8 protein-coding genes are annotated in these 15,667 nt (G+C 36.5%); all 8 read right to left on the bottom strand.

Annotated features, from left to right (window positions below; genetic code table 11):
• Positions 1–57: 57 nt before the first annotated feature.
• Entirely contained in the window at positions 58–1,548 is a 1,491-nt protein-coding gene (locus tag RB618_RS06470) for a cellulase family glycosylhydrolase (RefSeq protein WP_308068009.1), read from the bottom strand.
• A gap of 94 nt (positions 1,549–1,642) precedes the next feature.
• Complete coding sequence (locus RB618_RS06465; RefSeq protein WP_308068007.1) at positions 1,643–3,880, bottom strand: glycoside hydrolase family 3 C-terminal domain-containing protein; 2,238 nt, start codon at positions 3,878–3,880, stop codon at positions 1,643–1,645.
• A 97-nt stretch (positions 3,881–3,977) separates the two neighbouring features.
• Positions 3,978–5,549, bottom strand: coding sequence for a glycoside hydrolase (locus RB618_RS06460; protein ID WP_308068006.1), 1,572 nt, complete (start codon positions 5,547–5,549; stop codon positions 3,978–3,980).
• 231 nt (positions 5,550–5,780) lie between these two features.
• Positions 5,781–7,787 (bottom strand): glycoside hydrolase family 97 protein, encoded by a 2,007-nt coding sequence (locus RB618_RS06455; RefSeq protein WP_308068005.1) that lies wholly within the window; start codon positions 7,785–7,787, stop codon positions 5,781–5,783.
• A gap of 275 nt (positions 7,788–8,062) precedes the next feature.
• On the bottom strand, positions 8,063–10,462 hold the full coding sequence (locus RB618_RS06450; RefSeq protein WP_308068004.1) for an alpha-xylosidase: 2,400 nt from the start codon (positions 10,460–10,462) through the stop codon (positions 8,063–8,065).
• Positions 10,463–10,581: 119 nt separating this feature from the next.
• Complete coding sequence (locus tag RB618_RS06445) at positions 10,582–13,068, bottom strand: glycoside hydrolase family 2 TIM barrel-domain containing protein (protein ID WP_308068003.1); 2,487 nt, start codon at positions 13,066–13,068, stop codon at positions 10,582–10,584.
• 138 nt (positions 13,069–13,206) lie between these two features.
• Positions 13,207–14,061 carry a hypothetical protein gene (locus RB618_RS06440; RefSeq protein ID WP_308068002.1) on the bottom strand — a complete coding sequence of 285 codons (855 nt, stop codon included), beginning with the start codon at positions 14,059–14,061 and terminating at the stop codon, positions 13,207–13,209.
• A 17-nt stretch (positions 14,062–14,078) separates the two neighbouring features.
• Positions 14,079–15,659, bottom strand: coding sequence for a RagB/SusD family nutrient uptake outer membrane protein (locus RB618_RS06435; RefSeq protein ID WP_308068001.1), 1,581 nt, complete (start codon positions 15,657–15,659; stop codon positions 14,079–14,081).
• Between the last annotated feature and the right edge of the window lie 8 nt (positions 15,660–15,667).

Below are 15,667 nucleotides of genomic sequence, written 5' to 3'. Positions count from 1 at the left end.
TATTTCACAATGCGCTTAAATTTACTTATATCACTTATATGGTTTAACTACATTTTTTTACTTTAATCCGTCAATTAAAGCGTTTAAAGCTTGTGTATCGAAGACGGTATTATTGCTTCTATTCATGATTCCGAAACCGTTGTTTCCTAGACTTCCTTCATCCCAATAAAAAGGTAATAATCCGTTTGCTTTTGCCGTTTTGACTACCGTTTTTAAATAATAGGCTCTCGAATTTAAATGTAAAGTCAAAGCATCTCCTGTTAAAGTTGTTCTTCGGATGGCTCCAAATTCTCCTAATAAAACTGGAATTCCTTTGTCTACAAATTGGGTTTTCATCAATTTGAAATTCTTTTCTAAATCAGCTTCTTCTCCCCAAGTTGCATTTCGTTCTGTATCTGTTGTAGAATGAAATCCTGCTCCCCAATAATAGAACATTTTGCCCCAAGTTTCGTCTTTGGTTAAACCAGCAAAATTCCATGGTGAATAATAATGCACTTCGACCATCATTCTTCCTGTAACTTTATCTGTTGGCAATGTAGTCATTAATTTGTTTGTTTTTTCGATATCTGTTGTTGGACCTTGAACGACTAAAACACGACTTGCATTTTTTCCTCCTGTAGAACGAACCGCATCGATAAAAGTCTGATGATACGAAGTTAACACTACCATTTGCGCTGCATCTTCAACCGCTGGTTCGTTAGCGCTTGCAAAAAGTAAATGTTCATCGAAACCTCTTAAATGTGTAGCAATTTGTTCCCAAAAAGCTTTTTGCTTCGCATTGTTTTCTACTTTTTTAGCCTCTGTGATATTGTTTTCCAACCAACCACCGTCCCAGTGAATGTTTACTACAACATACATATCATTGTCAACACAGTATTGTACGACTTCTTTCACTCGGTTTAGCCAATCTGTTTTGATTTTTGCTGTTGAAGTATTTTCCAGATTTTGGTTCCATGAACACGGAATTCTAATCGCATTAAAACCATTTGCTTTTACAGCATCAATTAATGCTTTGGTCACTTTTGGGTTTCCCCAAGCAGTTTCGCCTCCAGTTGCTTCTAATGTATTTCCGATATTCCAGCCTAATTTGATTTTTGCTGCCAATTCAACCGCAGAACTTCCCATTCCAGACGCATCTGCTGCAATTGGATTGGTATTGTAATTTGGGTATAAACTTCCTGCAGCTTGAGAAACTGAAATTGTTGCGGACGGTACTTCAGTTCCAGTTAACGTAAGCACCGTATTTCGCAGCGCGGTAGTGGTGTTTTCTAAAGCTGTAATTTTTATGATTGTACTTCCCGAAGTTCCAGCAGTCGAACTTAGTTTTATCCAGCTAACAGAATTACTCAATGTCCAAGCAACTCCATTGGAATTAACCGTTACTTCAATTGTATTTTCTTTACTTTCAAAATCGATTTTATTTGAGCTTGCTGTTAGTGTTTTTATACTTACCGGAGTTTCTTCTTTATCTGAACTGCAGGCTGAAACTCCTAGGAAAACAAAACATAAAATAAAGCTCAAGCAGTAATCTTTAATTGTTTGGTTCATTTGGTTTGGTTTAAGTTAAGTGTAAGTTTTTAAAACCAACGCCAGCTTTTTATGGGCTGGCGTTGGTCAAGTGGTTATTTGTAGTAAAAAATTATTATTTAACAGTTACCTGAATTTCTTTTTTAATATCTCTAGAAGAAGTTCCTACTTTAATAGTATATTTTCCTGGCTCAACTGTCCATTTCTTAACAGCAACATCGTAGTAAGCCAATTCTTTTACCGGTACTTTGATAGTCACTTTTGCTGAACTTCCAGCTTTTACATCTACTTTTTTGAAACCTTTTAATTCCTGAGCCGCACGAGTAATTTTAGAATCAGATTTTGAAGTGTATAATTGAACTACTTCTTTTCCGTCTACTTTTCCTGTGTTTTTAACGTCAACCCTAACTTCAATAACATCTGTTTGAGCATAAGAATCTTTATTTGCTTTAGCATTATCAAGCGCGAAAGTTGTGTATGATAATCCATAACCGAAAGGATATAATGGCGCAACATTTTTAGTGTCAAACCAACGGTATCCAATCAAAAGTCCTTCTGCATAATTTACTGTTTTGTCTCCAGGGAAACTGTTTGTCGCATGTGCAGGAGAATCTTTTATTGCAACTGGCATTGTCCAAGGTAATTTTCCTGACGGATTTACTTTTCCTAAAATAACATCAGCCAAAGCATTTCCACCTTCAGAACCGTTGAACCAGCTCCAAACTAAAGCAAAAGATTTTTTGCTTACTTCATTAATATCAAAAGGAGCACCCGCAATCATTACTACAATAGTTTTAGGATTTGCTGCTGTTACTTTTCTAATTAATTCTTCTTGTCCGAAAGGTAAGTGCAAATCTCTACGATCTGAAGCTTCTGTTTCGTAATCACGGTTTGAACCCGCAAAAATGATCGCAACATCTGAGTTTTTAGCTGCATCAACTGCTTCTTGAACTTTTGCTGGATCTAAGGCATCAATTGTAACTGGGCCATTAGCCGTAATATTTCCTAAATTTCCTTTGTTTTTCTCATCATAACGCTCTAAATATCCTTCAGCATAAGTGATTTTAACTGATGCAGGAAGTCTGTTTTTAAGACCTTCAAGTGGCGTAACTTCTCTTTTTGTTTTTACACCCGCTCCAAATCCGCCAAGAGCGTTTTTCTTTGTTGCATTGTTTCCGATAACGGCGATTGATTTAACTCCGTCTAATTTTAACGGTAATGCATTGTTTTCGTTTTTCAACAATACGATTGCTTCAGCTGCAATTTTGTAAGCGTCTTGGTAATGTGCTTCGGTTGCGATACTTCCTTTTGCACGCTCGCCTCCTCCCATTGCTTTCACTTGGAATAAAACTCTTAAAATACGTTTTACATGCAAATCGATTTCTTTTTCAGAAACTTCTCCAGATTTAACTGCAGCGATTAATTTGTCGGCTAAGAAAAATTCATTGAATGGTTTTGGTGTTCCCATTTCAATATCTAAACCATTTTTCAAAGATTTTGCTGTAGAATGCACCGCAGCCCAGTCAGAAACTACAATTCCTTTAAATCCCCATTCGTCACGAAGGATTTTATTCAGCATATAATCGTTCTCACATAAATATTCACCTCTGAATTTATTGTAAGCTCCCATAATACTATATGCTTTTGCCTCTTTTACAGAAGCTTCAAAAGCTGGAAGATAAATTTCGCGAAGCGTACGCTCATCAATTTGTACATCTACAAAATCACGATTCGTTTCCTGATTGTTTGCTGCGTAATGTTTTACACAAGCCATTACATCTTTTTCCTGTAAACCAACAATCAAAGGCACTGCGATTTTTTTGTTCAAAAACGGATCTTCAGACATATACTCGTAAGTTCTTCCTCCAAGCGGTGTTCTCACCATGTTGATAGCTGGCGAAAGCAACATGTCTTTGTCTCTTGCACGCAATTCTTCTCCTAAACTGGTTCCAAAAGTATGTGCCATTTCTGCGTTCCAAGTTGCTGCCAAAGCGCCTCCCGCAGGATAATAAGTTGCAAAATCGTTTGTCCATCCTGCTGGAGCCCAATTGTCTCTTGAAATTTCCTCACGAACTCCCAACGGACCATCGGCCATTTTTAATTCTGGAATTCCTAAACGTTTTACTCCTGCATTGGCAAACATACTGTTCCCGTGAAGCATTCCGATTTTTTCTTCTAATGTCATCTGCGAAATCAATTTGTCGATTTCTGCATCATGATCTGTGCTTATTTCTTTTCCTACGTATTCTTCGGTTTCCGTCGAATTTGACGCTAAAGTTTGTGCATCGTTTTTACATGAAGTAAAAAATGCAAAAACAAGAGCTGATGAAAGGAATATCATTTTGTTTTTCATAGATAGTTAGGTGTTTTTTGATTTAAAGATTTCTGATTCCTCACGCATCATCTTCAAATACCGTTAATACTATTTTTATGTTGTGGTTTTCTCTCTATTATTGTTTAATTAAATTCAGCATTACAACATCATTTTCGTTGATTTTAAATTCTCTGCTGAAAGTTCCTTTTCCGTCAATTGTAATTTTTTCTGTCGAAATTGGTGCGCCGTTATTTTTCTCTTTTATAGAATTGACTTGCTCACGTGTTAACTGACTCGGCTTGTTCATTGCTAGATAATCCGCGTAAGCGTCATTTACTTTATAACCTACTTTGTAAATTTCTAAAAGATATTTTCCTTTTTGTATTCCATCAATTTCGACTTTCACTTTTCCTTTTTCTTTTGATGGAAGATCTTTAATGTAATACGTCTGATTTAGTTCTTTATCTCCTGGATGTGTATTGGTAAAATCCCATAATAAAACCTGAACATCTCCTTTTGCATTTTTCGAAGTCCAAGAAGCTTTATCAGAATTTTGAAGTTCTGTTTCTCCCAATTTATTCATTAAATAATAAGAGAAATAAGCTGGCTTTTTAATTCCCTGCGTATTTAACAATCCGAAACCGCCGTGAAAAGGCGTAAATCTTGGGCCCGCTTCTTCAAAAATATCGGTAAAAACCCAATATGACATCGAGTTTGCGGCATTTCCAACTTGTTTTAATTTTTGCAAAATATACGCTGCCGAATGATAGCTATCGTGAATTGGATCTGCTGGCGTATAAGATGTACTCCATTCCGTATAATGCAATTCTAAATTCGGTTTAGCCGATTCCGTAATCAATTTTCTAGAATTGATGATTTCACCGCTTACACTCCATTCGTCTTGATTTAAAATCGTTCCCGAAGTTCCGAATTCATCCAAATATCCGTGTTTTACTCCGTAAGTATGTGTCGAAACAAAATCCATCGGAACATTATTCTTCGCACAAAAATCAATAGATTCTGAAACCCAAGCAGAACCTGCCGTTGCTGGCCCGCCGACTTTATAAGCTTTGTTTACTGCTTTTACACCGCGAGCTGCGTAATCGTATAATTTATAATATTCTTCTTGTGTGCTGCTCCAAAAACCTGGGGATAAATTCGGTTCATTCCAAACCTCAAAATACCAAGTTTTTACTTCTTCATCTCCGTAACGTTCTTTAAAATGCTGGGTTAAATTTCTAATTAAATCTTCCCATTTTTTATAATCTTTTGGAGGCGTAACATTTCCTTTCCACCAGAAAATCGTTTCTTTTCCGCTTGCTAGTGCATTAGGCATAAAACCTAATTCCACAAACGGTTTCATTTTCAGACTTACAATATAATCGAACAAAACGTCTACATATTGGTAGTTGTATTCTGGATTTCCTTTTTCATCTTCACGATAAACGGCCATATCATCAGACAATAAACCATGAAAACGGATGTATTTAAAATCGCATTCTTTTTTAACCAATGCCAATTGTTGCTGCCAATCGGCGCGTAGACCTTCGTTTGCTCTTCCGGCTCCGATGCATTCTTTAAACATGGTGTTTAATTTTCCTGCCTCTTTTTTGAAATCTACTTTTATAATTCGATTTTCAGCATTATTGTTTTGCCCAATGATTTGGATTGAATGAATTAAAACTAATAGTATTAAAATTCTTTTCATCTGAAAATGTGTTTTTTTGTTATCCTAACGGGTTTCCAAAACCTGTTAGGTATTTATTTTTCCCAATCTAAAAGTTTCTTTAACTGTAATGTGATATTGATACCTAACAGGTTTTGGAAACCTGTTAGGATATTTAATCGTTGCGTTATAAACCCGACAGGTTTTAAAAACCTGTCGGGTTTAACATCTGATAAAGATGCACTGCAGTGCGTCTCTACAGAAAATTAATAATTATATTTTTTTGAATCTCACAGCTCCACCGCCTGCACCGCCTAATTTCAATTGTAATTTATCTGACGCTTTTACTGTTTTCTTAGAAATTGCTACTGCTTCTGGATTATGCGTTTGATCTGTTCCTTCGGCATCTACATAAATCTGAGCTTCGTAAGTCGCACTTGGATCTAAGAATGATAATGAAACTTCTACATTTCTAGGTTTTTCATTTGTTAAAGTTCCTAAATACCAGTCAGCGCTGTTTCTGTCTTTTCTTGCAGTTGTAATGTATTCACCAATTTTTCCTTCTAAGATTTTAGTGTCTTCCCAATCTGTTGGAACATCTTTTAAGAATTGTAAAGCTGGTTTTCCTTCGTAGTTTTCAGGAAGATCGGCTAACATTTGAATTGGAGAATAAATTGTAACATACAATGCCAATTGCTGTCCAACTGTTCCTTGAATTCTTTTTCCTGGGTAACCTTGTTTTACCTCAACATCAAAAATTCCAGGCGTGAAATCCATTGGTCCAGAAAGCAATCTAGTAAACGGAATAATACTTAAATGGTTTGGCGGATTTCCTTCGCTCCAAGCGTTATATTCTTGTCCACGCGCTGCTTCTCTTGAAACCATATTTGGGAAAGTTCTTCTTTCTCCTGTATCTTTTATCGATTCGTGGTATAAAACCGCTAAATCGTATTGTGCTGCTTTTTCTAAAATGTATCTGAAATAATTCACTCCAAACTGCCCGAAGTGCATTTGTTTCATATTCAATTTAGAACCAACGTGACCAATTTTTACAGTGTGGATTCCTAGCTTTTTGTATAAAGCAAAACCTTCGTCAACTTCTTTTAAATAGTTAATTAAGTTCGAGCCTGTTTCGTGATATCCGATTAATTCAATATTCTTTTTCTTTCCGTATTCCACTACTTTTTCTAAATCGAAATTGTCAGCACTTTTCGTAAAGCTGAACATGTGCATACGGTTTTCATACCAACCTGGCGTCCAACCTTTGTTCCATCCTTCGATTAATAAATGGTTGAAACCTTCTTTTGCTGTAAAATCGATATATGTTTCAGCATTTTTGGTTGTTGCACCTTGTTTGTCGCTTTCCCAGAAAGTATATTTTCCGATATGCATTCCCCACCAAATTCCTAAATATTTGTATGGTTTGAAATAACTATTTGTATTTTTTAATTTGTTTGGTTCGTTTAAGTTTAAAACCAAATAAGAAGTGATCAATTCTCCCGGATTTTCTCCAATTTGAAGTGTTCTCCAGGAAGAAGTGAAAGTATCTTTTACACGAACTTTTACTCCATCAGGCCACGGCACCAAATCTGACTTTAATTCTGTTCCTTTATTATTGACCAAAGTCATACTGGCAAAATCGATCAGATTCGCTTCGTGGAAACTTAATGCTAATCCGCTTTTACTTTCGATTGTTAATGGGGTCAAAACCGTATCCAAAGTACTTACCGGAGCATCTTTGAAAAGATATTCGTCACGGTTTTCTCTGTTTGCCGGAATCCACCACGCTTTTCCGTCTTCTTTTAGGTTGAAAGTTGTTTTTTCATCCATGATGAAAATACTGTCTTTTACATTTTGCTTTGGATAAACATATCTAAAAGCTACTCCATCGTCGAAAGCACGAAACTGAATTTGTAATTTTCTTTTGTTTCCAGTCTTTTGCTGTAAATCGACTACCAATTGATTGTAGTGATTTCTAATGTTTTTCTTTTCTCCCCAAACTTGTTCCCAAGTCTCGTCAAACGTAGAAGTTTTTGCTCCTTTTATTTCAAAGTTTGAACTTAAGTCTTCATTTCCTTTCAATACAAATCCCATATCAGACGGAGAAATTACTTCTGTTTTTCCGTGAGAAACTGCATATTTTGGAGCGTTTTTTACCAGCTCAAATTTGATTGTATTCTTTCCGTTTGGCGATGCCAATTCGTAAGCGTTTTTCGTTTTTTGACTGTAGCCTATTGCTATTGAAAACAATGCGGCTGGGAGAATTAGATAGTTTTTCATGTTTTTTGGTATTATATTTTTTGCCTAAATGCTGGCTATATTTTTTAACACATAGAAACATAGTTTATTGGAATCTTTAAAAGAGGCGTTTCACTTGTTTAAATTCACATAGCTTTCTATGTGTGAGAAACTAGTTTCTTTCCAATTTCTTTTATTCAAAAACAAAAATCTATGTTTCTATGTGTTTAAAAAATTTTATTTTTTTTTCACCACAAATTCCGCAAATTATCACAAATTCAATTCGTGGGAATTCGTCAAATTCGTGGCTAACTTTTTTATTTAATCCACTCTGTTTTAAAAGTGGTTTTTCCGTTTAATGGATTTGTTGCAACATCGAAATTGTTTCCGTTTTTATTCACTTTTATTTCTTGTACTGCGTCACCTTCTGGTAAAAATACTTTGGCTGTTGCCGAAGTCGTTTTATCGCTTGCATACACTTTTAAAGTCAATTTGCTCCAATCCATATCTTTTGTAGACTGTGCTAAACCAATGTGCGGAATTGCTGTTCCATCTTTAATTAAAACTACGATTGGCACTTCGCCCGCTTTGATTTTATGCCATCCCGATTGGTACACTTTTTTAGTTTGGTAATCGATCCAAGTTCCTTCTGGAAGGTAAACATCTCTTTCTTCAACCTCTTCAAAAAGTGGCGCAACCAACATACTTGAACCAAATAAATATTGATTGTCAACTAACCAAGCTCCCGGATCGTTTGGATATTCTACAAAAAGAGCACGCATCATTGGCAATCCTTTTTGAGAACTTTCTTTTGCCTGAGCGTAGATATATGGCATTAATTCATAACGCATATTATCTGCTTTTCTAAATCCTTCCAAGAAATCTTTGCTGTACAACCAAGGTTCTCGAGGCGGTTCTCCGTGGCTTCTTACGTGTGAAGTCAACATTCCGAAAGGTGTCCATCTTCTGTAAATATTCTCAGGCGATTTTGTTGCGAAACCTCCAACGTCATGACTCCAGAAACTGAATCCGCTTAGTCCAAGAGAAAGTCCGCCACGTAATTCTGCAGACATCGCTCCGTTTGTAGTTTCAGAATCTCCTCCCCAATGTAAAGGGTAACGCTGTGATCCTGCCCAAGTACTTCTTGCCCAAATTAAAGTATATCCTTTTTCTTTTTGCGTGATTTCTGCAACTGCTTTGTTATATCTTAATGGGTATAAATTATGTTCGTAAAAACCCGTTCTTCCAGAATGGTAAATTCCGTCTGGCGGTGCCGCTTCTCCAAAATCTACTTTAAAAACTGCTACACCTTCATCAAATAATTTTTTCAATTTTCCTTGGTACCAAGAAATCGTTTCCGGATTTGAGAAATCTAAAACAGCATCTTCATACGGAAGATTTCCTTTTCTGTCTCTTACCGCTAAGTTTTTATCCATGATTTCAGGGAACAAAGTGTTCTTTGGTGTGAAATAAGGCAACTGCCAAAGACAAACTTGGAATCCGTCTTTCTTCAAATCAGACATCATTTTTGTAGCATCTGGGAAACGAGATTTTGCAAACTCGTAGTTATTTCTCCAATCTACATCAAACCAACCTGTATCGAAGTGAATTACATCGGTTGGGATTTTATATTTACGTAAATCTCTCGCAACGTCACGTCCCTCTTTTTCTGAGAAATAGGTAATTCGGCTCATCCAGAAACCGAAAGACCAAAGTGGTGGCATTGCCGCTTTTCCTGTCAGATTTGTGTATTGATCTAAAATGTCTTTCGGTTCTCCGATAAAGAAAAACAAATCGGCTTCGTCGTCTCCAATGTACATTTCGTTAGCACTTGAAAAATATTTTCCAAAGTCAACCGTAATTGGCGTTGAATGGTGCATGAAAACACCGTAACCGCGACTGCTCATGTAAAACGGAATTGGTTTGTACATTGTTTCATTTTGGATTCCGTTTGCGTCATCCGTCCATAAAACTACTTTTGAACCGCGTTTGTTGAATTGTGTAAATGATTCACCGCAACCAAATATTTTTTCGTCTGGTTCTAAACTAAAAGCCGCGCCCATACTTCTTGAGTAATCGCTGTTTCTACGAACATAAGAAAATGGAAGTGTTGGTGTATAAGTGTTTTTAAAGTCTGTATCGTGAAGTGTGCTTGTTAGTAATTTTCCTTTTTCATCGTAGATTTTTACGTGCCAAGGTTTTGTCAAAATTTCAACTCTTCCGTGTTTGCTAGTGTAACTGTGACCACCTTCGATTTTAGCATATTTCCATAATTCTGGATGATTTGGCGCAACGCCGTCAACCAACATTAAAGATGCTGCCTGAGGATGAAATTGTGGTCCAGAAGTCGTTTTGATACGAACCGTTCTATCTGAAACAAACTGAATTTCGAATGGCAAAACAGGAGATTCTGCATATTCTGTTGTTGGAAATTCGTTTGCTTTTTCAACATCTGGTTTCATCATCATGTTGTTGAAAGCCTGACGTGTTTTGTAATTGTATCTCAGATATTTGATCGTTCCTTTTCCCGTTGCAGGATCAAAAGAAGCCAGTTCGTCTGCGAAATAAAAAGTGTTCAGATAATTCTGAAAATCTTTACTGATATCTATTGGTGCATTCAGCACATCTGCATTTTGAATCTGCGCTGATGCTTTTGGCGTCAAAACAAATCCAAGCATAAAAGCTGAAAACAATGCGGTTAGTTGTGAGTTTTTCATTAGTTAATTTTTATATTTTCCGTCCTGCAAGGTTTCCAAAACCTTGTAGGTTTGTTATTTATTCGAAACTTATAATTAATACCTACAAGGTTCTGGAAACCTTGCAGGAACGTGGTATTTTATTCTGCTGCAATTACGATTGTGGCTTGTTTTAGTCCATTCGCTTTAGCGGTTAATTCCAATCTTCCAGATTTATCTCCAGATTGTACAATTACCAAACATTTTCCAGCCAAAGCTGTATGTTTATTTCCTTTGTACGATTCATGACTAACAGGATCTCCACTGCAAACACCTACTATTTTTCCATTTCCTTTTAAAGAGAAATTTATTTCGTTATTCGCATTTGGTGCAATCGTTCCTTTATCATCTAAAATATCAACTGTGATAAATGACAAATCGTTTTTGTCTGCTTTTATGGTACTTCTATCAGCACTTAGTTTTAGTTGCGAAGGATTTCCAGCCGTTTTAATTTCTTTTTCTAAAACTACTTTTCCGTCTTTACGAGAAATGGCTTTTAAAGTTCCTGCTTCAAAAGGAATTCTCCACATTACGTGTAAATCGTCTCCTTTTTTGCTTCTTTTTCCAACTGATTTTCCGTTTACGAAAAGTTCCACCTCATCGGCTTTATTATAGTATGCCCAAACATCAACGGTTTGTCCTGCTTTCCAGTTCCAATGCGGGAAAATGTGAAGAACTGTTTTGTCTGTCCATTCGCTTTGGTACATATAATAAACGTCTTTCGGAAAACCGGCTAAATCAACAATTCCAAAATACGAACTTACAGACGGCCATTCGTACGGAGTTGGTTCTCCGATATAATCGAAACCTGTCCAAACGTACATTCCTGCCAAGAAATCATGTTTTTTTATGATTTTCCAAGTCGCTTCATGTGTAGATCCCCAAGGCGTCTGCACCTGATCGTAAGCCGAAACGGTATTTCCTGGATTTCCTTCTGTAAATTTAAGATCCCATCTTACCGGCCATTTTTTTATTGTATCAGAAACAGCATCATAATAGCCTCTTGTCTGCAAACCTGAAGTCGTTTCAGTTGCAATGAAAGGCGTGTTTGGGAAATTCTTCAGATGATGTTCGAATGTTTGATGCGCATAATTATATCCGATTAAATCTAAAACTCCAGATCCCGCAAGCGGATTAATCGAAACATCTTTTTTCTCAAATTGCAAAGTTACCGCATCAATATTCATATTTACTGGCGGATTCATTCCAGCCGTAAGCGGACGCGTTTTATCGTATTGACGTGTAATTGCTGCCAATTCTTTTGCAATTTCAACACCTTTTTCATTCCATTGTTCTGGAATTTCATTTCCGATACTCCACATAAAAATACTGGCATGATTTCGGTCGCGCAACAGCTGATCAATTAAATCTTGTTTGTGCCATTTATCCCAATCGTTTCCGTAATCGTATTTGGTTTTCGTTTGTTTCCACATATCGAAAGCTTCATCCATGACAATGAAACCCATTTTGTCGCAAAGTTCTAAAAGTTCTGGAGCAGGCGGATTGTGTGAAGTTCTGATTCCGTTTACGCCCATTTCTTTCAGAATCTCTAACTGACGCTCGATTGCACGCGTGTTGATTGCAGAACCTAACGGACCTAAATCATGGTGCATACAAACCCCTTTTATTTTGACTTGTTTTCCATTCAAAATAAAACCTTTGTTCAAATCGAATTTAAAATCTCTGATTCCAAAAGTGGTTTTGTATTGATCAATGATTTTATCGTCAAGCGAAATTTCGGTAACTGCTGTGTACAATTCTGGTTTTTCATCTGACCATAAAATCGGATTTTCAACTTCTGCCAATTGATTTAACGTTTGATTTTCGTTGGCATTGATGGTTATATCTTGAGTAACTGAGGTTACTTTTTTGTCTTCTTTAAAAATGGTGGTAGTTACCGTTGCTTTTTTACCTTCTTTGTATTGATTTTTTATTGTGGTTTCAATACTTACAGAAGCTTTTTCCGCCGTAACTTTTGGAGTTGTAATATAAGTTCCCCATTGTCCCACATGAAGTTTGTCTGTTGTTTCGATCCAGACATTTCTAAAAATTCCTGAACCTGAATACCAGCGTGAATTAGGCTGTTTTGAATTGTCAACCTTAACAATTATTTCGTTGTTTTTGTCTCCGTAATTTAAGTATGGAGTAATTTCATATTGAAAACCAATATATCCGTTTGGACGTTTTCCTAAGTAATGACCATTTACCCAAACTTCACTGTTTCTATATACTCCGTCAAAAGTTATAGAAGTGATTTTTGTGCTGTCTTCTGCAGCTACTTTGAATGTTTTTTTGTACCAGCCTAAACCTCCATTTAGAGATCCTCCGCCATAACCGCCAGGACTTTTTTCATCAAATTTCCCCTCGATGCTCCAATCGTGAGGAACGTCTAAAGTTCTCCATTTTGTTGAAGTTCCAATAGTATCTTTATCAATAATACTATCATTTAGATGGAAACTCCAATCTGCATTAAAAGAAACTTTTCGGTTTACAAACGCATCTTCTTTTTTAGTGCAGGAATTCAAGAAAAAAACTCCAATTGCGATTGCCCATAAACTTATGTTTTTTATGTTTTTTCTAATATGCATAGGTACTTTTTATTTTTTTTGGAATTTGAAGATAGAAATAAAAAACGGTTTCATTTATTTCCTCATAAAATAATTTAAGTCTCAGTCTTAAAGAACATTACGAATGCTTTTAGGACTGAGACTTCAAAACTAACTAACTTACGATTTCGGCTTGTAGTGGAATACAATTAGACAAACTCCTTCACCAGTTCTGCTTTGGTCACGCACTACTGCTAATCTCAAAGATGTTGCTGTAAGCTCAACCACTTTTACGCTGATCCAGTTGCTGCAGTCTCCATAATAGTCTCCACCGTAAAGCATTTGTACTCCACCGTTAAAAACCAATTTATTATTTGCAATATCAAATGAATAGGTTCCTTTTTTTGTTGTTTGATTGTTGTTTGCAATCGCTGTTTGAGTAACCGATGTATTGTAATTTCCATTTAAATCAAAATACATTTCTCCCCAGTTTTTGTTAGCCATTACCCAAGAGTTGCTTGCATAATCTGGCAGCCAGCTCCAGTTATCGCCAGATGTAGCTGGATAATCTAAACCAGCCCATCCAACTGGATCTGTAAAATCTAAAACCCAAGTTTTTCCAGCAACGCCATTTGTTAGCATTTGCCATTTTGGATCTCTAAAATAAGTTTCGTCATTTTCGGCAATATTAACCACAACTGGAGCAGCTTCTACAGAACCTCCTCTTGTGTAAGCAGTGTAATAAATAGTATATTTTCCGGCAAAAGGCAAAATTACTTGATCGCTGCTTTTGTTAGAATGGCCTAATTCATTTCCTGCTGCATCTACATATTTCCAAAATGGAATAACAGTCGGGTCGTCACTTTTAAAATTTACAAGATTTTTGTTTGTAGCATCTTGCGTGATAGAAAACTTAAGTGTCTCTGGTGTTAAAGTAACTGCTGGAAGGCTTTCGCGATCCTCAATTGCCTCACAAGAAAATAACAGCGAACCAATTGTAACAGCTGCTATTAAAATATATAATATACGTTTCATAGTCATTTTGTTTTGAATTAATTCCAGCCTGGATTTTGAGTTATTGTACCATTTGAAAGAATGATCTGCGATTGCGGTAATGGGAACCAGCCTTGAGTCTCTGTTCTAAAAGTAACTGCAAACTGAGAACCACCTGTAGTATTATCAATAGCAGCTTTCATTGCAGGCATTCCTTGTCTGATTAAGTCAAAATAACGAAGTCCTTCAAGAGCCAATTCTAATTGACGCTCTTTCATGATGTTTTCGATACTAGCTGTTTTTCTGTGAGTCGTATTTTTAAAAGCACGGTCACGCACTCTGTCAAAATCTGCTTGCGCTAAAGCTGGGTTAGATGCTAAATTCAATTCGGCAGCCATTAACAATACATCAGAGAAACGAATAATCGCATAATCTTGGTAGTTGTCAATTTGGAAATTTCCTCCGTTTGCTTCTACAACAGCCGTTCCTGCTGCGTTTGTAATTGGGCAATATTTTTTCCAAGAATATCCTGTGTACTGGCGTTGTTCTCTAGCTTGTGCATCAAAATTTAAATTTTCGCCTGCATAATCAATAAATGAAGCCGCTTTTCTAGTATCACCCGTTTCATAAGCATTTACTAATGCAGGATTAACCGTAGCTCCTCCCCATCCTGTTGCATATTTTCCAATTGAACCTCCACGTGGCGCAATATTTACTTGGAAACGGTTTCCTTCATGAAGATCCCAGTTTCCTTTTCCTGAACCGTTAAAACGAACTGCCCAAACCATTTCAGTATTATCTTCTCCAGCAAAGTTTTCGAAAGAAGCTGCTAACCAAAGATTAGCAAAATCAGCAACTAAACCATGTCCACTGTTGTTTACTGCATCGTTAATGTAAGCAGTTGCTTCAGCTTTAGAAACCACACCCGCCAAATCTGTTTTGCCGTATGCTCCTGTATAAAATAAGAACGTTCTAGCTAAATATGCTTCTGCAGCCCATTTTGTAATACGACCGTAATTAGCATTTCCCGCTTGTGAGTAGTTTTCTGGCCCTAGATTGTCTGCCGCAAATTTTAAATCTTTTGCTATTAAAGCATAAGTAACTTCTGCAGCTTGTCTTGGCAACTCGAACTCGCTTGTTGTTACAGTATGATCAAGAGGAATAATATCTCCAAACATTTTAGCCGCAGTAAAATGGAAATGCGCTCTTAAGAAACGTGCTTCAGCTTCGTAACGAGTTTTCAAAGCAGTATCAGATCCCCAGTTTACTTTATCTAAATTTTCTAACAAAATGTTAGCTCTGTAAATTCCTAAATAAGCATTAGCCCAAACATCTTTGTTCATGTCTTTGTCTGAAACATACAAGAAACGATCCCATTCAATATCGGTTTGAGCATCGGCAATACCATAACCACCAAAGCAATTGTCAGAAGCTTGCTCACTTATTAATAAAGGTCCGCCGTATGCCTCGCGCTGCAAAATATCGTAAACTGCTACAAGACCTTCAAAAGCATCAGAAGGTGTTTTATAAAAATTCTCTGTTACCTTATCTGTATATGGTTCGTTTTCCAAGAAATCCTGCGAACAAGCACCTAAAGTAAGTAGGCTTGAAAGCGCAAATAATTTTATATATCTTTTCATGATTTTCA

The sequence above is a fragment of the Flavobacterium sp. LHD-85 genome (assembly GCF_030929595.1).
Classification (GTDB): Bacteria; Bacteroidota; Bacteroidia; order Flavobacteriales; family Flavobacteriaceae; genus Flavobacterium.
Note: the sequence above shows the minus strand (reverse complement) of the source record. Positions and strands in the feature narration are given on the sequence as shown.

Bases quoted from the DNA above. Each gene is read 5' to 3' on its own strand.
- RB618_RS06470 (WP_308068009.1), bottom strand. From the start codon at position 1,548: ATGAACCAAACAATTAAAGATTACTGCTTGAGCTTTATTTTATGTTTT.
- RB618_RS06465 (WP_308068007.1), bottom strand. From the start codon at position 3,880: ATGAAAAACAAAATGATATTCCTTTCATCAGCTCTTGTTTTTGCATTT.
- RB618_RS06460 (WP_308068006.1), bottom strand. From the start codon at position 5,549: ATGAAAAGAATTTTAATACTATTAGTTTTAATTCATTCAATCCAAATC.
- RB618_RS06455 (WP_308068005.1), bottom strand. From the start codon at position 7,787: ATGAAAAACTATCTAATTCTCCCAGCCGCATTGTTTTCAATAGCAATA.
- RB618_RS06450 (WP_308068004.1), bottom strand. From the start codon at position 10,462: ATGAAAAACTCACAACTAACCGCATTGTTTTCAGCTTTTATGCTTGGA.
- RB618_RS06445 (WP_308068003.1), bottom strand. From the start codon at position 13,068: ATGCATATTAGAAAAAACATAAAAAACATAAGTTTATGGGCAATCGCA.
- RB618_RS06440 (WP_308068002.1), bottom strand. From the start codon at position 14,061: ATGAAACGTATATTATATATTTTAATAGCAGCTGTTACAATTGGTTCG.
- RB618_RS06435 (WP_308068001.1), bottom strand. From the start codon at position 15,659: ATGAAAAGATATATAAAATTATTTGCGCTTTCAAGCCTACTTACTTTA.